The sequence below is a fragment of the Mycobacteroides salmoniphilum genome (assembly GCF_004924335.1).
Lineage (GTDB): Bacteria > Actinomycetota > Actinomycetes > Mycobacteriales > Mycobacteriaceae > Mycobacterium > Mycobacterium salmoniphilum.
This window is the reverse complement of the sequence record NZ_CP024633.1, coordinates 2532621-2549202: the sequence shown is the minus strand read 5'-3', so window position 1 is coordinate 2549202 and position 16582 is coordinate 2532621. Positions and strand designations below refer to the sequence as shown.

The 16582-nt window shown below is 65.2% G+C and carries 17 protein-coding genes; 11 read left to right on the top strand and 6 right to left on the bottom strand.

Features of this window, described 5'->3' with window-relative positions:
* Window positions 1–19 precede the first annotated feature (19 nt).
* Complete coding sequence (locus DSM43276_RS12585) at window positions 20–2026, top strand: primosomal protein N' (RefSeq protein ID WP_109556116.1); 2007 nt, start codon at window positions 20–22, stop codon at window positions 2024–2026.
* An 11-nt stretch (window positions 2027–2037) separates the two neighbouring features.
* Here DSM43276_RS12585 and DSM43276_RS12580 read toward each other — a convergent pair whose 3' ends face one another.
* Window positions 2038–2604 (bottom strand): TetR/AcrR family transcriptional regulator, encoded by a 567-nt coding sequence (locus tag DSM43276_RS12580; protein ID WP_078329985.1) that lies wholly within the window; start codon window positions 2602–2604, stop codon window positions 2038–2040.
* Window positions 2605–2783: 179 nt separating this feature from the next.
* Between DSM43276_RS12580 and fmt the strand changes: the two genes are divergently transcribed.
* Genes fmt through ribD form a run of 4 tightly spaced genes read left to right on the top strand, consistent with a single transcriptional unit; the run spans window position 2784 to window position 6846 of the window.
* A complete protein-coding gene (gene fmt / locus DSM43276_RS12575) occupies window positions 2784–3716 on the top strand; it encodes a methionyl-tRNA formyltransferase (protein ID WP_078329816.1) in 933 nt (310 codons plus the stop codon).
* Window positions 3713–5116 carry an RsmB/NOP family class I SAM-dependent RNA methyltransferase gene (locus DSM43276_RS12570; RefSeq protein ID WP_078329817.1) on the top strand — a complete coding sequence of 468 codons (1404 nt, stop codon included), beginning with the start codon at window positions 3713–3715 and terminating at the stop codon, window positions 5114–5116. Before fmt ends, DSM43276_RS12570 begins: the two co-directional genes overlap by 4 nt.
* Before the next feature lie 22 nt (window positions 5117–5138).
* Window positions 5139–5822 carry a ribulose-phosphate 3-epimerase gene (gene rpe / locus DSM43276_RS12565; protein ID WP_109556118.1) on the top strand — a complete coding sequence of 228 codons (684 nt, stop codon included), beginning with the start codon at window positions 5139–5141 and terminating at the stop codon, window positions 5820–5822.
* 1 nt (window position 5823) lies between these two features.
* Window positions 5824–6846 (top strand): bifunctional diaminohydroxyphosphoribosylaminopyrimidine deaminase/5-amino-6-(5-phosphoribosylamino)uracil reductase RibD, encoded by a 1023-nt coding sequence (gene ribD / locus DSM43276_RS12560; RefSeq protein ID WP_078329819.1) that lies wholly within the window; start codon window positions 5824–5826, stop codon window positions 6844–6846.
* Here the strand turns inward: ribD and DSM43276_RS12555 are convergent.
* Both DSM43276_RS12555 and DSM43276_RS12550 read right to left on the bottom strand, forming a co-directional pair.
* Window positions 6814–8352 carry an MFS transporter gene (locus tag DSM43276_RS12555; protein ID WP_078329820.1) on the bottom strand — a complete coding sequence of 513 codons (1539 nt, stop codon included), beginning with the start codon at window positions 8350–8352 and terminating at the stop codon, window positions 6814–6816. The genes ribD and DSM43276_RS12555 overlap by 33 nt on opposite strands.
* Window positions 8349–9023, bottom strand: a complete 675-nt coding sequence (locus DSM43276_RS12550; protein WP_078329821.1) for an LppX_LprAFG lipoprotein — start codon at window positions 9021–9023, stop codon at window positions 8349–8351. Before DSM43276_RS12550 ends, DSM43276_RS12555 begins: the two co-directional genes overlap by 4 nt.
* 171 nt (window positions 9024–9194) lie before the next feature.
* Here DSM43276_RS12550 and DSM43276_RS12545 point away from each other — a divergent pair, with 171 nt between their 5' ends.
* The 4 genes from DSM43276_RS12545 to DSM43276_RS12530 all read left to right on the top strand — a co-directional run bounded on the left by DSM43276_RS12545 (window position 9195) and on the right by DSM43276_RS12530 (window position 12652).
* On the top strand, window positions 9195–9932 hold the full coding sequence (locus DSM43276_RS12545) for an Rv1815 family serine proteinase (RefSeq protein ID WP_078329822.1): 738 nt from the start codon (window positions 9195–9197) through the stop codon (window positions 9930–9932).
* A gap of 154 nt (window positions 9933–10086) precedes the next feature.
* On the top strand, window positions 10087–10953 hold the full coding sequence (locus DSM43276_RS12540; protein ID WP_078329823.1) for a MetQ/NlpA family ABC transporter substrate-binding protein: 867 nt from the start codon (window positions 10087–10089) through the stop codon (window positions 10951–10953).
* A gap of 8 nt (window positions 10954–10961) precedes the next feature.
* Window positions 10962–11993: a methionine ABC transporter ATP-binding protein gene (locus DSM43276_RS12535; RefSeq protein ID WP_078329824.1), complete on the top strand. Its 1032-nt coding sequence runs from the start codon at window positions 10962–10964 to the stop codon at window positions 11991–11993.
* Complete coding sequence (locus DSM43276_RS12530) at window positions 11990–12652, top strand: methionine ABC transporter permease (protein ID WP_078329825.1); 663 nt, start codon at window positions 11990–11992, stop codon at window positions 12650–12652. The genes DSM43276_RS12535 and DSM43276_RS12530 overlap by 4 nt, the downstream gene beginning before the upstream one ends.
* Here the strand turns inward: DSM43276_RS12530 and DSM43276_RS12525 are convergent, their stop codons facing one another.
* The 3 genes from DSM43276_RS12525 to DSM43276_RS12515 form a co-directional block, all read right to left on the bottom strand.
* Window positions 12653–13384, bottom strand: coding sequence for a hypothetical protein (locus tag DSM43276_RS12525; protein ID WP_078329826.1), 732 nt, complete (start codon window positions 13382–13384; stop codon window positions 12653–12655). It abuts the gene before it with no gap.
* 44 nt (window positions 13385–13428) lie between these two features.
* Window positions 13429–14112, bottom strand: coding sequence for an MspA family porin (locus DSM43276_RS12520; RefSeq protein WP_078329827.1), 684 nt, complete (start codon window positions 14110–14112; stop codon window positions 13429–13431).
* 62 nt (window positions 14113–14174) lie between these two features.
* Window positions 14175–14852, bottom strand: coding sequence for an MspA family porin (locus DSM43276_RS12515; protein WP_078329828.1), 678 nt, complete (start codon window positions 14850–14852; stop codon window positions 14175–14177).
* A gap of 485 nt (window positions 14853–15337) precedes the next feature.
* Here DSM43276_RS12515 and DSM43276_RS12510 point away from each other — a divergent pair, with 485 nt between their 5' ends.
* Window positions 15338–15871, top strand: coding sequence for a hypothetical protein (locus tag DSM43276_RS12510; RefSeq protein WP_234803040.1), 534 nt, complete (start codon window positions 15338–15340; stop codon window positions 15869–15871).
* 29 nt (window positions 15872–15900) lie between these two features.
* A complete protein-coding gene (locus tag DSM43276_RS12505; RefSeq protein ID WP_078329830.1) occupies window positions 15901–16497 on the top strand; it encodes a riboflavin synthase in 597 nt (198 codons plus the stop codon).
* Window positions 16498–16582: the final 85 nt, after the last annotated feature.

Below are 16582 nucleotides of genomic sequence, written 5' to 3'. Positions count from 1 at the left end.
CGTCTGCTAGAACCACCAGGTGACTGCGACGCGGGTAGTGGCCGAGCACGAGCCGGTTGCTCGGGTACTGCCGCTGCTCACCGTGCCTCATCTGGATCGGGAGTTCGACTACTTGGTGTCGGCGGAGCAATCCGACGATGCCCAGCCCGGAGTGCGGGTGCGGGTGCGATTCCACGGTCGGCTGGTCGACGCGATCGTGCTGGAACGCCGCTCGGAAACCGATCACCCCGGCAAGCTCGGGTGGCTGGATCGCGTCGTATCGCCCACGCGGGTACTGACGCCGGAAGTGCGCAGGCTCGTGGACGCGGTGGCGGCCCGATATGCGGGAACCCGCGCCGACGTGCTGCGCCTGGCGCTGCCGCCTCGTCACGCGCGCGTTGAGAAGGAAATCCGCGCGGCGCCGGCCGATGATGTCGTGGCTGCGCAGGTCGATGGCACGGGTTGGGGCCGCTATCAACGTGGCGAACGATTTCTCGAGGCACTCTCGCAGGGCCGCGCCGCGCGCGCAGTGTGGCAGGCACTGCCCGGTGAGGCCTGGTGCACCCGGCTCGCCGAGGCCGCGGTGGCCACGGTGAACACCGGCAGGGGAGTGCTCGCGGTCGTCCCGGATCAGCGCGATATCGATGCGTTGGCGGCTGAATGTGTGAAACATATTGGTGCACAACGCGTCATCGCCCTTTCGGCGGAACTCGGCCCCGCCGAGCGATATCGGCGCTGGCTGGCGGTTCTGCGTGGAGACGCGGCGGTGGTGATCGGTACCCGGGCTGCGGTGTTCGCGCCCGTATCCGATGTGGGGCTGGTGATGGTGTGGGACGACGGCGATGACAACCTCGCCGAGCCCCGTTCTCCCTATCCGCACGCCCGCGAGGTGGCGATGCTGCGTGCGCATCAGCTGCGGTGTGCCGCGGTGATCGGTGGGTATGCGCGCACGGCCGAGTCTCAGGCACTCGTGGAGAGCGGCTGGGCTCATGACCTGGTCGCCGCCCGTGCGGTGGTGCGCAAAGCCTCCGCCCGGATCAGTGCCCTCGACGACAGCGGATATGCGCAGGAACGCGATCCGGCGGCCCGTTCGGCTCGGCTCCCCATGGTGGCACTGGCCGCCGCGCGGGATGCGTTGAAGCGCGGGCATTCGGTGCTCGTACAGGTGCCGCGCCGCGGGTACGTGCCGGCGTTGGCCTGCACCCGCTGCCGGACTGTCGCGCGGTGTCGTCACTGCACCGGCCCACTGGCGCTGGAAGGACCAAGTGACACCTCGAGCCCCAGCTGTCGCTGGTGCGGACGCGTCGACGCCGACCTGCGCTGTACCCGGTGTGGTTCGGGCGCGGTGCGTGCGGTGGTGGTGGGCGCGCGCAGGACGGCCGAGGAGCTCGGCAGGGCATTGCCGGGAGTTCCGGTGGTGACATCCGGCGGCGGCGAGGTGCACAGCACCGTCACCGGGCCGCCGAGCCTGGTGGTGTGCACACCCGGGGCAGAACCCCTGACGCCCAACGGATATGGCGCGGCACTGCTCCTGGATGCGTGGGCGTTGCTCGGCCGTCAGGACCTACGTGCCGCGGAAGACACCTTGCGTAAGTGGATGGCTGCCGCCGCGCTGGTGCGCGGAGGTGACGAAGGCGGAACCGTCGTTGTCGTCGCGGATTCGACCCTGCCGACGGTGCAGGCACTGATCCGGTGGGATCCGGTGGCGCATGCCGCCGCCGAACTGGCGGCGCGTGCGGAGGTCGGCTTGCCGCCCCAGGTACATATCGCGGCCATCGACGGGCCCGCCGCGGCGGTGGCGGCCCTCGTCGACAGTGCCGATCTTCCCGAGGGAGCCGAGCTGCTGGGACCCGTGGATCTACCGGTGGGGGCGCGACGCCCGGCCGGGATATCCGATGGCGTCGAGGTGGTGCGCATGCTCATTCGGGTCGAACGCACCGCGGGACTTGAGATGGCCGCGGCTTTGCGCCGGGGAGTGGCAACGCTGAGTGCGCGACGCGAGGCCGAGCCCGTCAGAGTCCAGATCGATCCGCTCCACGTGGGTTGATCCGGCGAACGTCAGGCATTAGCGGCGGTGAGCGCGGGGCCGCCACCGATACCGTGGGCGAAAGTGTCGACGATGTAGCCGAGGAGCTCCTCGCGGCTCATATCGCTGGTGTTTGTCCACCAGTTGATGGTCATGAGCACGCCGCCGACCGCGAGCCGCGACCAGATGGGCGCCAGCTGCTGCATGTGTGCGCCGGGGAACTCGGCCTGCAAATGCTCTTCGGTCACCTGCGCGATGAGGTCGAAGACCCCGTGATCGAGCCTCTCCTGCGCAGTGAGGTCGCGATCGAGCGCGACGTAGAGCTCCGGTTCCGCAGTGATCCAGTCGATAACGATGTCGGCAAATGCCCGGGTTTGATCGCGTATATCGCCGACCATGCTGTCTCGCCACGAACCGGTGATCAGCCGATCGGCGTGACGGCGACTCAACGCACGCAGCAGATCCGCCTTGGTGGGAAAGATCGCATAGCAAGCGGATCGGGCGAATCCTGCCTCCCTGGCGACCTCCGCAATGGACACGGAGCCCCCGCTGTTGCGAATCGCGCGCTCCGCGGCGTCGAGTAGGTCCTCTGTTCGCAACTTGCGATCGTAGGGCGCGCCACTCGGCCGGCCTCGTCCTCTGGTAGCCATCAAGATTATGGTATCGGATGTATCCAGACTCGTGATCGGTATCCTCGGCGAACGCAAGGGGCCACCCCGCGCTCTGTCCGCCCACCGGTGATTCGATGTGGACGGCGCATCCTTCCTAGACTGACTCGGTGCGCATAGTGTTCGCCGGTACTCCGGCCCCGGCGTTGCCGTCCCTGCGAAGGCTGTTGGCCTCCCGCCATGAGGTGGTTGCGGTACTGACCCGGCCCGACGCCCGCGCGGGCAGGGGACGAGCCTCCGCAGCGTCGCCGGTGGCCGAGTTGGCCCACGAGCATGGGCTCGCCGTGCTTACGCCATCGCGCCCGAACGACCCCGAATTCGTCAGTGAGCTCGCTGAACTCGCTCCGGACTGCTGCGCGGTGGTCGCCTACGGCGCCCTCCTGAAACCCGAGTTGCTCGCCGTGCCCGCGCACGGCTGGGTGAATCTGCATTTCTCGCTGTTGCCCGCCTGGCGCGGCGCCGCGCCCGTACAAGCATCCATCGCGGCCGGTGACGAGATAACCGGTGCCACCACGTTTCTTATCGAGTCCGCCTTGGACAGTGGACCCGTCTATGGCGTGGTCACCGAGCGGATCACCGCAGGGGACACTGCTGGTGCATTGCTGAGCAGGCTCGCCGAATCGGGTGCGGGCCTTCTTGAATCGACAATGGACGGGATCGAAGAAGGGGCACTGGTGGCCGTTCCGCAGGTGGCTGACGGGGTGAGCACCGCACCGAAGATCACCGTGGAACAGGCGCGTATCCGATGGGAGCTTCCAGCCCGTGCGATCGACCGCCATGTGCGAGCCATGACTCCCGAGCCCGGCGCCTGGACAACTATCGGCGAGACACGGGTCAAGGTAGGGCCGGTGCGAGTCGATCTTGACGAGCAGGCCGAACAACTGTCGCCAGGAGCGGTCGCGGTCCGCAAGCGTGACGTGCTGGTGGGCACCGGCACGACGGCGATCGCACTCAACGAGGTGCAACCCCAAGGGAAGAAGCTGATGAACGCTGTCGACTGGGCGCGCGGCGCCAGACTGGATGCGGAGGTTCGCGCACTGTGAGCACACGACCGCCGCGTAGGCGGCCCAACCAGGACGCACGTCCGCCCGAGCGCGCGCGCCGCAAGCTTGATCCGGCACGGCAGGCAGCGCTCGATGTGCTGCGCGCGGTATCGCGTAACGACGCGTACGCCAATCTGGCCCTGCCCGCATTGCTGCGTGAGCGCGGGATATCCGGGCGCGATGCCGCCTTCGCCACCGAGCTCACCTATGGAACATCGAGGGCCCGTGGCCTTCTCGATGCGGTGATCGCATCGGCCGCGGGCCGCTCGATCGACCAGGTGGACGAGGGGTTGCTCGATCCGCTGCGGCTGGGTGCCTATCAGCTGCTGCGCACCCGCGTGGAACCCCATGCCGCGCTGTCCACCACAGTTGATGCCGTAGCCGTCGAATTCGACCAGGGCAGGGCAGGTTTCGTAAACGCGGTACTGCGGACCATCTCCCGTCGTAGCGAGCATGAATGGGTACAGGAGTTGGCACCGCCGGAATCCGACAGGATCGGCCGACTCGCCTTCGCGACCGCCCACCCGCGGTGGATTGCTCAGGCGTTTTCCGATGCGCTGGGCCCAGCGGCCGCTGAGCTTGGCGACGTGCTCGCCAGTGACGATGAGCGCCCTGTCGTTCACCTCGCCGCACGTCCGGGGCACATGGATGCGGAGACGCTGGCCGAAGAGGTGGGCGGCACCGTCGGCCGCTACTCGCCCTACGCGGTGTACCTACCCGGCGGAAACCCGGGCCGATTGGAGGCCCTCCGCGACGGCCTGGCGCAGGTACAAGACGAAGGCAGCCAGCTGGTCGCGCGCGCGACAGCGCTGGCTCCACTCGACGGTACCGACGAACGATGGCTTGACCTGTGTGCCGGGCCGGGTGGCAAGACGGCTTTGTTGGGGGCGCTGGCGGCCGAGTGTGGTGCCCATGTCACGGCCGTCGAGATCGCTGCACACCGGGCCGGGTTGGTGGCGACCGCCACGAAATCCCTGCCGGTGACGGTGCTCACCGCGGATGGGCGTGAGAGCGGGCTGCCGCCGGCGTCCTTCGACCGCGTGCTGGTTGACGCACCGTGCACGGGGCTCGGTGCGCTGCGCCGCCGCCCGGAGGCTCGCTGGCGGCGCCAACCGGGCGATATCCCGGCGCTGGTCAAGTTGCAACGCGAATTACTCTCCAGCGCTATCGAATTGACTCGACCGGGCGGCATCATCGTGTACAGCACCTGTTCGCCGCACCTGGCGGAAACAGTGGGTGTGGTCTCCGATGCCGTGCGGCGTCACCCGGTGACCGCCGAGGATGCCCGGACGGTGTTCCCCGGTGTGGACAGGCTCGGCGATACCGATGCGGTGCAGTTGTGGCCGCACCGGCACGGCACCGACGCGATGTTCACCGCCCTCCTGCGCAAACACGCATGAAGCGGCACATAAGCTGAACGGCATGTCTCACCGCGCTCCCATGATCGCCCCATCGATCCTGTCCGCCGACTTCGCACGTCTTGCCGACGAGATGGCGGCCGTGGAAGGGGCCGACTGGTTGCATGTGGACGTCATGGACGGGCACTTCGTACCCAATTTGACGCTGGGCCTTCCTGTTGTCGACAGCCTGTTGGCCGCAACCGATATCCCCATCGATTGCCACCTGATGATCGACAACCCTGATCGTTGGGCACCCGGATACGCCGAGGCGGGCGCGCATAATGTGACCTTCCACGCTGAGGCCACGGATAATCCCGTCGCCGTTGCCCGTGATATTCGTGCCGCGGGCGCCAAGGCCGGCCTCAGCATCAAGCCGGGCACACCCCTGGATCCATATCTAGAGGTGCTCAAGGACTTTGACACGCTGTTGGTGATGTCGGTGGAACCAGGATTTGGCGGACAGTCATTCATTGCGGGCGTACTCGAGAAGGTGCGTGCGGTGCGTAAGCTCGTCGACTCCGGCGAGCTGACCGTGCTCGTGGAGATTGACGGCGGTATCAACGCCGACACCATCGAGCAAGCCGCCGAGGCGGGTGTCGACTGTTTCGTTGCGGGTTCGGCTGTGTATGGCGCGCAGGACCCCCAAGCGGCGGTGCGGGCGCTGCGTGAACAAGCCGCCAGGGCAGCAACACATTTGGCCCGCTGATATGACCAACCCGATCGGTCTCGATGCCGCCATGGATCTGGCTATCCGGGCCGCGGAGGAGGTCAAGGGCAGTACCTATCCGAATCCGCCTGTGGGCGCGGTGATCCTGGATGTATCAGGGGTGGTCGCCGGGGTAGGCGGTACCCGCCCGCCCGGGCAGGAGCACGCCGAGGTGGTGGCGCTGGCCCAGGCCGGTGATGCCGCGGCAGGTGGTACTGCCGTCGTCACTCTGGAGCCGTGCAATCACCAGGGGAGAACCGGGCCATGTGTGGATGCGCTTGCAGTGGCAGGCGTTTCACGTGTCGTCTACGCCGTCGCCGACCCGAATCCGCAGGCAGCCGGGGGAGCCGAGCGCTTGCGCGCGTTGGGTGTTGAGGTCCTTGGCGGCGTCGCTGCCGACAGGGTCGCTGCGGGACCCCTGCGAGAATGGCTGCACAAACAACGCACCGGGCGCCCCCATGTCACCTGGAAGTACGGTGCCAGTGTCGATGGGCGCAGTGCCGCCAATGACGGCACCAGTCAATGGATCACCAGCGAGCAGTCGCGGGCCGACGTGCATCGGCGCAGAGCGTTCGCCGATGCTGTTCTGGTGGGCACCGGCACCGTGTTCGCCGACGACCCGCAGCTCACCGCACGCACTCCCGAGAACGTGTTGTGCCCGCACCAGCCACTACGCGTCGTTGTCGGTATGCGCGAGGTCTCCTCGGACGCCAAGGTATTGAACGACGACTCACACACCATGGTGATCCGGACGCACGACCCGGCCGAGGTGATTGCGGCCCTGGGGGACCGCACCGACGTCTTTCTGGAGGGTGGACCGACGCTGGCCGGGGCCTTTTTGCGCGCCGGTCTGGTGGACCGGATCCTGGCCTACCTCGCCCCGATGCTCTTGGGTGGCAACGTCCCCGCCGTGGAGGACGTGGGCGTCACCACCCTGTCGCGCGCGCTGCGCTGGGAGTACGACCACATCGAGCGCATGGGGCCCGATGTGCTACTGAGCCTCGTCCCCCGAGTTGCGTTGTGAACCAACGAATATCGCGATGGCCGCACCAATCACGCAGACGACTGCCGTAATCGCGAACATCTCGCTGTACATCTGACTGTAGGCGTGAATGGATCGGTCCAACAGCTGTTGTTGCAGCACAAGGAGATTCGGCTTTCCTTCTGGCTTGGGCTCCTGAGCGGCCAGCGCGTCGAAATTCTGGTAGAAGCGGTGAATGCCCCAGCCTCCGAGGGCCGCCATCCCGATCAGCATGCCCGTCATCCGGGCCACCACCACCAGCGCAGACGCAATGCCGTGTTGCACCGCGGGCACCACGCGTAGCGCGGCCGAGGAGAGCGGGCCGATCACCAGGCCCAGGCCCACACCCGCGACCACGAGGTCCGTGTCCAGCCGGGGCAGCGTGAAGAACCCGAAATCGTGCCGGGCGGCCAACACGTCCACCGGCCAGCCCGATATCAGGTAATACCCGAACGCGGCGATCAGCAGACCGGCCACCGCAATGATCCGGTCGCCGAATCGTGTAGCCAGCCAGCCACCGATCACCGCGCCGATCGGCAGCGCGACAAGGAACCTCGACAGCAGGAACACGGCGTTGGCCTTGTCCATCTGCAGCACGCCCTGCCCGAGCAGCTCGATGTTCACGAGTGTCACCATGAGTGCGGCTCCGGCGGCCAGCGAAGCGGCCAGCGCCGCGAAGAACGGGCCGAATCGAACCCCTTCGGGGCTGATCAACCGGGTCTTGGCGCGCGATTCCCAGAGAAAGAACGCCAGGAATGCGACCGCGGACCCGGTGAGTACCGGCAGACCCCACTCCGGTAACGCGGAGACCTTGGGGTTGGGGCTGTACAAGCCCACGACCAGCAGGCCCAGTGCGATGGCAAGTAGTGCGCCTCCGACGATGTCGACCTTCGGGCGGTTCGCGTCGTGCTGGTGCGCGGGAACACTGAACTGAACCAACACGATGGCGATGATCGCCAGTGGCACGTTGACCCAGAAGATGGCGGTCCAGGAGCCGAACAGCCATACGCACAAGACGCCGTACAGCGGGCCCAGCACGCTGCCCAGTTCCTGCGCGGCACCGATGCCGCCGAGAACTGTCGCACGGTTGCGTGCCGCCCACAGATCGGCACCCAGGGCCAGGGTGACCGGTAGCAGCGCGCCGCTCGCGACACCCTGGATGACCCGGCCCGTGACCAACATCGTGAGATCGGTCGACATCGCGGTGACAACAGAACCGATCGCAAAGCCCACCAGTGCCAGCTGCAGGATCCTCCGGCGACCGAATCGGTCGGAGGCCTGCCCGAGTAGCGGCATTGCGGCGATGTAGCCCAACAGGTACCCGGTGACGATCGGGGTGACCTGCTGGATGTTGTTCAATGCGATGCCGACGTCGCGCATGATGTCGGTGATGACGCTGACCACGACATAGGTGTCGAGGGCGCCCAACAGCACCGCCAGACTTCCGGCGCCGATCGCGATGCCGCGATGCCGCAGCGGGAGGGTTGTCTCCTTGGCTGTGTCGATCACGAGGCGGGCTTGTCGACCGTGACCGGCTTGCCCCAATCGGACAACGACATCTCAATGGTGTTGCCCGGGGACGTATCGACGCTGATCTTGCTCAGCGTGTGAGTGCCGTCCTTCGCGATCCAGGCCTTGCCCGGGATGTCCGAGGTGAGTTTGGAGCCGGCGAAGGTGTTGATGGCGTCCTTGTTCACGGTCCCAGTCACCAGAACAGAATCGACACCGTCGACGGTCTCGGTCTTCTCGGACTTCGCGCCGGTGAAGTTGGACAGGAGGTTGGCCAACCCCTTGTTCGGATCCAGAATGATCCCGACGTCGTAGACATCCTTGACGGGGCCCATGCTGGAGTAAGCGCTGCCGAGCTGGGCGAACAGCTCGCCGTCGACCACCACGAAGGGCAGCTCCAGTCCGCCGGTCTTGGCGGTGCCCTTGGCGGCCAGGGCGGGGGTGGTGGTCAGATCGCCGGTGAGTTCGGAGAGCTTGATGGTCGGCTTGTCGCCGGTGACCTTGAGTACGAGGTGTGTACTCGTCTGGGTCTTGGTGGTGGCTGCCGACTCACTCAGGAGTGTGGCGGCCTCGGGCAAGTTGACGTCGGCCTTCTCGGTCTTGGAGCAGCCGGCCAGGGTGATGGCGGCGACTGCGACAGGGATAAGGGCGAGGCGGATGCGGTTGCGCATGCGTTCGATCGTAGAGGCTGAGCGCGACCCCGGGGAGGCTCGCGACACGGCGGCGTTGCTGGCGATGAAATTGACACTCCAGCAATCCGGCGCCATGCTCGTTTGCAGGGCGGGATTGTCAACCGAGGGCTGGTTGTTGTGAAAAACGTGAGCAGAGCTCTGGCATGTGGTGTGTCCGCGGTCGCCACGGTAGCCGGCGTACTTGTTGCTTCACCTGCGCTTTCAGCCGCCGATCCAGCCTCTGAAACTCCTGCCAAGATCGTCGCTTTCCCGGGCATGTCGATTGTCCAGGGAGACAGTCGTTGCACCCTTGGCTACGTCGATCCGGCATCGCGAATCGGCCTGACGGCGGGCCATTGCAATGCCACCGGATCGGTGACCGACCTGGGCGGGAACCGTATCGGCGAGGTGCTGCTGATGAGCCGCAACCTGCCCACCGGAGGCGCGATCGGCCCGGGAGATGTCGTCTCGGACTACGAGGGCATCTCATTTTCGCCCGGGGTGGAATTGAGCAGCACCCTGCCCAATGGGCTTGCGCTGCGCATGGCGCAGAACGCCGGACCCGAGCCGGGACTGCCGGTGTGCCTGATGGGATCGGTGTCCGGCGAGACGTGTGGCAAGGTCGACGCGATCAACAACGGTTGGTTCACCATGGCGGATATCGGTGGGCAACACGGTGATTCGGGCGGTCCGGTGTACACCATCACCCAGCCCGGTCAGGCCCTGCTGGTGGGTATCTACTCGCTGCGGTGGGGCGGAAAGCCTGCGGCCATGTCCTGGTCGGCGATATCGGCCCAGATGCAGTCACAGCTGGTAGCGCAGATTCCTGCTGCCGGACCGGGCAATGGTGGTCCCGAACTGCCCGCCGCGCCTGTCGCGGCGGCAGCCCCCGCCCCCGCGTCGTCCTAGGCCCAGTCGGCTCATTTTCGTATTCACCTAGAGCGCATTGCGCTTTTCATTCTGGTACTGTGGCGCCGTTCTGGGGCCACTAAGAAATTTGCTGAGCCTTTAGAAATTCCACAATGTCAATCATTGTGATCACGCTGAATTTTGGAAGGTAGACATGAAACGCATTGCCATTGCTCTCGCCGCACTCGCGATAGCCATGGGGGGCGTCGGGTGTTCCGGAGGCAATGGTCAAGGCGGAAACGTCGTTCGTATCGGCACGTCAGAGGCCGGTAAGGAGTCCTGGGACGTATTCGTCGATGAGGCAGGGAAGGCGGGAATCAAGCTCGTCACCACCAATTTCACCGACTACAGCCAGCCGAATGTGGCACTCACTCAAAAGCAGATTGATGTGAATTTGTTTCAGCATCTACGTTTTCTGGCTGAATACAATGTCGCCGATAACGCAACACTCGCTCCGGTCGGCGCCACCTACATCGTGCCGCTCGGTCTCTATTCGCAGAAGCACAAGACCCTTGCGGACATCCCACAAGATGGGCAGATCGCGATACCCAACGATCCGCCCAACCAGGCGCGCGCGCTGTTCGTGTTGAAGGCTGCCGGGCTCGTCACTCTCCAGGGCGGGCGGGCGACGCCGAGTGTCGCCGACATCGACAAGGGCGCTTCCAGGGTCACGGTGACGCTGGTGGACGCGGCACAGACGGCGCTGTCGCTCAAGTCGATCGATGGAGCCGTCATCAACAACACGTATCTTGCGCAGTCGAACATCGACCCCAAGAGCGCGCTCTACGCCGATGATCCAGCGAGTCCCGGTGCCGAGCCGTACATCAACGTCATCGTCGCGCGCGCCGAAGAGAAGGACAATCCGACGTACCAGAAACTTATCGAGGTCTTCCATTCCCCGGCCGTCACCGAGGCATATGCCAAGGAGAGTAAGGGAACTCAATTGACGGTCACAAAGAGCGGCGCCGACTGCGCATCGATCCTGGCGAGGATCGAGCAGCAGATCCGCAGCGAAAAATGACGACGGAAATGACCGGCGCGACACCGCTCATTCGATTCGAGAACGTCAGCAAGACCTTTCGGGTGGGCAAGAAAACCGTGACCGCGGTCGACGATGTGTCGCTCGATATCGCCGCGGGTGACGTGTTCGCCATGATCGGTTACTCGGGGGCCGGCAAGAGCACGCTGGTACGTCTCATCAACGGGCTGGAGCGACCCAGCTCTGGTCGCGTCGTCGTGGACGGAGCCGAGGTGAGCATGCTGGGGGAGCGTGAATTGCGGCGTCTGCGCACCGATATCGGCATGATCTTCCAGCAGTTCAATCTCTTCCGGTCTCGAACCGTCGCGGGAAACATCGCGTATCCGCTGCGGGTGGCCGGATGGACCGCCGAGAAGCGCAATGCGCGGGTCGCCGAATTGCTGGAGTTCGTCGGACTGGGGGATAAGGCCAAGAGCTATCCGGATCAGCTCTCCGGTGGGCAGAAGCAACGTGTCGGCATCGCGCGGGCGCTCGCGACGTCACCGTCGATTCTGTTGGCCGACGAGGCCACCAGTGCCCTGGACCCCGAGACCACCGGTGATGTGCTGCAGCTGCTGCGCGCGGTCAACGACGAGTTTGGGGTGACCATCGTGGTGATCACCCACGAGATGGACGTGGTGCGTACCGTCGCCGATCGTGTCGCGGTTCTCGCCGATGGCAAGGTTGTCGAGGCGGGAAGCGTGTTCGATGTGTTCTCCACACCGCAGAGTGAGGCGGGTAAGCGGTTCGTCGGCACCGTCCTGCAGAACACCCCTAGTGCGGCAGATGTGGCACGAATAGCCCAGCGGCACAAGGGGAGCATCATCTCGGTCGAGATCAGTGAGGGTGTGCAGATAGGCCCGGCGCTGGCACGTGCCACCGAGCTCGGGGTGCGCTTCGAGGTGGTGTACGGAGGTATCACTACGCTGCAATCGCGCTCCTTCGGCAATCTCACGCTCGAACTCGAAGGGCCTGATGATCAAGTGGCACAGATTATTTCGGATCTATCGGCAGTGACGACCATTCAGTCGGTGAGGCGATGACGACGAATTGGGAGCGGCTGCGGCCGCAATTGTTCGAGGCCTTCGTCGACACCCTTTACATGGTGTCGATCACCTTGGTGGTGGGTGGCCTCATCGGCCTGGGATTGGGAGTGTTGTTATACACGACCAGATCCGGTGGGCTGCTGCAGAACCGGGTGCTGCACGCGCTCCTCAATGTGGTGGTCAATATCGTCCGGCCCATACCGTTCGTGGTGCTGATCGCCGCCCTGGGGCCCATCACGCTCGGGGTCGTGGGGACGACCATCGGCACCACGGCGGTGGTGTTCGTGATGATCGTCGCGGCGTCATTCGCGATCGCCCGCATCGTGGAACAGAATCTGGTGACCATCGACCCCGGGGTCATCGAGGCGGCGCGCGCCGTCGGCGCCGGTCCGTTGCGTATCATCCTGACGCTACTGGTGCCGGAAGCGTTGGGGCCCTTGATTCTCGGCTACACCTTTGTGCTGATAGGGATTGTCGACATGTCCGCGATGGCAGGGTTGGTCGGCGGCGGCGGGCTTGGCGACTTCGCGATTGTGCAGGGTTACCAGCGTTTCAATTGGCAAGTGACAATCGTGTCGACCGTCATCATCATCGCGCTGGTTCAGGCGGCACAGTTCTTGGGGAACTATCTGGCGCGCAAGGCGCTTCGGCGATAGTTAGGCGGGAGGTGCCGGTACGGGCGGCGCCGCCGGCGCGGGAGGTGTGCCGGGTGCGGGGGGAGCGCCCTCGGGCGCCTCGGGCGGGGTCCAGTGCCACTGATCCGGGGCCGGTCCCTGCGAGTCATCACCGAGGCCGGGGATACGGGTTCCGGGAGGTGGGGCCGTACCGGGTAACGGCTGGTTGAGCGATTCCTTGGTTCCCCGCCCGACGATGCCGCCTCGCCATTGGCCGTCCTGAACACCGTGCACGAGCCGTCCCAGGTAGTCGCGGCCCGAGATGTCGGCGTTCTCTTCGCCGGGGTTCACCCCATAGATCTCGCCCTTGCCGGGCTCTGCGGGCTTGAGGTTCTGCGGCAGCAGGTACTGGTTGTTCAGCGCCCTGGTGTTCGGCGTGACGACGGGAGCCTCGACGCCCGGCGCCGCCGGCGCCGCTGGTACCGGGTTCTGGCCAATCAGGTTGGGGTTACCCACGATGGCGATGTTGTTGGGTATGCCGCCGGGACCCTGCTCGGTTCCGGACAGGGCCAGTGGGTTGCCGATTTGCGATGCCGGCGGTGGTTCCGGCGGACCGGGAGGACCCGCAGGGGCAGGTGCGGCCGCGGGTGCGGGTGCCGGGTCTGGTTCCCCGGGATCGCCGGTGGCGGTGGCCGCCGAGGCGAGTAGCGCGCTGGCGGCAAGAGCCGCAGCCACCCCGATCTTCACGATGGACGGACGATCGGGGTTCCTCATGGCTGCGTCTCTCCTCTGTACTGAGTGTGGTTCGGACGGTCTGGTTAGACGGTCTTCGTGACGCCGTAGTAGGCGACGATGTCGTCGTTGTCCTTCGACGAGCTGGTCAGCACCGCGTAGGAACGCAGGAACGACTGTCCGATGCAGCCGTCGATCTTGATGTGCACGTCCTTGAGGGTGATGCGCACGTCGCTGCCCTTGTACTTCTTCTTGTCGACCGAGACGTTGATGACCTCACCGGGCTGGGGGTGCACCTCGATCTGGCCCTGAATGGGCATACCGACGCTGGTGATACCGGCCGTACCCAGGCCGGCGTTGAGGCCGATCGAGCCATTCAGCTTGACGGTGTTCAGGCTGATACCGCAACCAATCTGGTAGCCGGCCTCCAGGGTGCCGCCGGACAGCTTGCTACTGCCGCCACCCTTGGCCGAACCGGTGAACGTGCCACCGGCGAGGTACTCACGGGAGGAGGTGGCGGTCGTCAGCGGCGGGATGGGCAACTGGGTCTCATCCTTGGCGCCCACGGTGAGGATCCAGCCGTCGGGGGTCTTGACGATGCCCGGGTCCTCGGAGCCCACCACGCCATTGTCGGGCGGCGGGCCGTCGGCGGGCGGCGGGGCGTCGGCCACGGGCTGCACGGGTGGCGGGTCGTCTGGGTCCGCCAGAGCGAGCGGCGCCGATGCGGCGAGTGCGCACGCGGCGGTCAGGGTGACGAGACTCTTGAGCATGGGAGTGAGGCCTCTCGTGGTCTTTTGCGTGGGGGTGGCTGTAAGCGTGTGGGGCATCGACGTCAGACGGCCTTGGTAATACCCATGTAGGTGACCACGTCATCGGTGTTTTCCGTGGAGCTGGTGAAGGTGGCGTATGACCGGATGAAGGACTGACCGACGCAGCCGTCGATCTTGATACGGAATCCGGTAATGGTGGTGCGCGTGGTGGTGCCCTCGAAGGCCTTCTTGTTGACCGGAACGATGGTCACCGTACCGGGCTTCAGGCCGACCTTGATCTGACCGACGATGCCGGCGCTGGCGCTGGGCACACCCGCCATGCTGATCGACGGCTGGAGGCTGACACCACCCATCAGCTCCACGGGACCACCGGTGATACCGCAGCCGATCTGGTACCCGGCCTCCAGCGTTCCACCGGCCAGCTTGGTCTTACCCGAACCCTTCACCCCACCGATGAACGTGCCCCCGACGATGTACTCGCGTGAGGACAGCGCGGTGGTCAGCGGGGCCACCGGCAGCAGGCTTTCGTCCTTAGCGGCCACCGCGAGGATCCAGCCGTCCGGAGTGGGCAAGGTACCCGGCTCTGCCGAGGGCATCGCGCCGGTGTCGACGGGAGGGGGCGGCGGTGCGTCGGCCACCGGCTGGACTGGGGCCGGATCATCACCGGGTTCTGCTAAGGCGAGGGGCGCCGAAGCAGCAAGCGCGCAGACTGCAGTCAGAGTGACAAGACTTTTCAGCATGGTGCGGTAGCGCCTCTCAATTGTTGGTGATGTCCGTGTGACTTCTGTGAGGAAGCTGTCCCGACGAATGTTGGGGGTGCTGTGTTTCCAAAGGGTGAATGGACGGACAACAGTTATCGCCCAATGTCTATCCATTTCGTACGTCGGTACACACCGTTCCAACCGCGATGATTTGAAACGTGAAAAGCCTTCTGCCTCGGCGATTGTGACGAAAACCACTGGTGTCGCTGCCGCCTGGGCGAGATGGTTTGGGACTACCCGGTAGGGGTATCCAGCACACTTTTCAACGGTCAGTCGAATTCCTGATCGTATGCCAGTTGTTCACCGTTCATTCAGACTCGTGACAATTCCGCAACTCACTATCAGGTATTGGTGCTGTCATGACGCGACGGCGCATTGAATTACCGGTACGGTCACGGCCGAACAGCACCAGAGAATCTGGAGAGGAATCGATGAGGCCATTACATCTCTGTCGGAAGGCGGCGGTGCCGTCGCTGCTGGCGCTCGGCATGGGATTGGCGACACTTCCCGTGGCCTACGCCGAACCAGATGGCCAAGATCAAGTGGAACAGCCGGCTCAGCAGACCGTGCAGGCGCCCGGTCCCGCCGTGGTGTCCGGACCTGCCCCGACCTCCGATAGCGCCACCCCGGCTGCCATTGAGGCGTGCTCGAAGTTCGCGACGGCGCTCGACTACGCGGCGACGAACTATTCCGACTTCGCCGAGAACCTGGCCGGCATGGAAGGCAACTACAGCGACGCCTACGTGTCATCGAGCAATGGCACGGGCCGCAGTGCGCTCCGCGAGGCCGCAACTTTCGCCAATGAGGCGGCGAGCACCCCGGAGCTGGACCCGGCCATCGCCGAGCCGATGCGCTCGTGGGCGACGAACGCGAACAAGCTGATGATTCTCATGGGCGTTCGTGCCCCGGTCGATGGTGTGAACGGCAAGGCGAACGACCTGAACACGGATGCGCACAACGTCCAGATGGCCTGTGCTCAGGCGGGGACGCACGCCTAACTCAGCGGTACGCGCCCTATTCTTGTTCCATGTTCACTGGAATCGTTGAGGAGCTTGGCGAGATCCTGGGTAGAGAAGATCTTGGCGACTCTGCCCGGCTCACTGTGCTCGGCCCGCTCGTTGTCGAGGATGCGAAACACGGCGATTCGATCGCCGTGAACGGCGTCTGCCTCACGGTGGTCGACGTGCGCCCCGGTGGAGTCTTCACCACCGACGTCATGGGGGAGACGCTGTCACGGTCGAGCCTGGACAAGATCGTGACCGGAACGAAGGTCAATCTGGAGCGAGCCGCGGCGGTCAACAGCAGGCTCGGCGGGCACATCGTGCAGGGACACGTGGACGGCACCGGCGAGGTGCTCACCCGTGCACCGTCAGAGAATTGGGAAGTGGTGCGTGTCTCACTGCCGGAGGCAGTGGCCCGCTACGTGGTCCACAAGGGCTCGATCACCGTGGACGGGGTGTCGCTGACCGTGTCCGGACTGGGGCCGGACTGGTTCGAGGTATCGCTCATTCCCACCACGCTGGGGTTGACGACGCTCGGATCGGCGGCGGTGGGCACCACGGTGAATCTCGAGGTGGATGTGATCGCCAAGTACGTCGAACGCCTGCTCGAGCACCGTTCTTAGTTCCTAATTCCGCTGAGTGAGCAGCGCGCGAATCATTGAATTCCCGGTGGTTCATAATTGAGTTGCCCACACGCCCCTAACGAGA

What these genes read in the sequence shown, in the direction of transcription:
- DSM43276_RS12505 (WP_078329830.1), top strand. Translation starts at nt 15,901, where the DNA reads ATGTTCACTGGAATCGTTGAGGAGCTTGGCGAGATCCTGGGTAGAGAA.
- ribD (WP_078329819.1), top strand. Translation starts at nt 5,824, where the DNA reads ATGACCAACCCGATCGGTCTCGATGCCGCCATGGATCTGGCTATCCGG.
- rpe (WP_109556118.1), top strand. Translation starts at nt 5,139, where the DNA reads ATGTCTCACCGCGCTCCCATGATCGCCCCATCGATCCTGTCCGCCGAC.
- DSM43276_RS12515 (WP_078329828.1), bottom strand. Translation starts at nt 14,852, where the DNA reads ATGCTGAAAAGTCTTGTCACTCTGACTGCAGTCTGCGCGCTTGCTGCT.
- DSM43276_RS12535 (WP_078329824.1), top strand. Translation starts at nt 10,962, where the DNA reads ATGACCGGCGCGACACCGCTCATTCGATTCGAGAACGTCAGCAAGACC.
- DSM43276_RS12540 (WP_078329823.1), top strand. Translation starts at nt 10,087, where the DNA reads ATGAAACGCATTGCCATTGCTCTCGCCGCACTCGCGATAGCCATGGGG.
- DSM43276_RS12550 (WP_078329821.1), bottom strand. Translation starts at nt 9,023, where the DNA reads ATGCGCAACCGCATCCGCCTCGCCCTTATCCCTGTCGCAGTCGCCGCC.
- DSM43276_RS12525 (WP_078329826.1), bottom strand. Translation starts at nt 13,384, where the DNA reads ATGAGGAACCCCGATCGTCCGTCCATCGTGAAGATCGGGGTGGCTGCG.
- DSM43276_RS12530 (WP_078329825.1), top strand. Translation starts at nt 11,990, where the DNA reads ATGACGACGAATTGGGAGCGGCTGCGGCCGCAATTGTTCGAGGCCTTC.
- DSM43276_RS12520 (WP_078329827.1), bottom strand. Translation starts at nt 14,112, where the DNA reads ATGCTCAAGAGTCTCGTCACCCTGACCGCCGCGTGCGCACTCGCCGCA.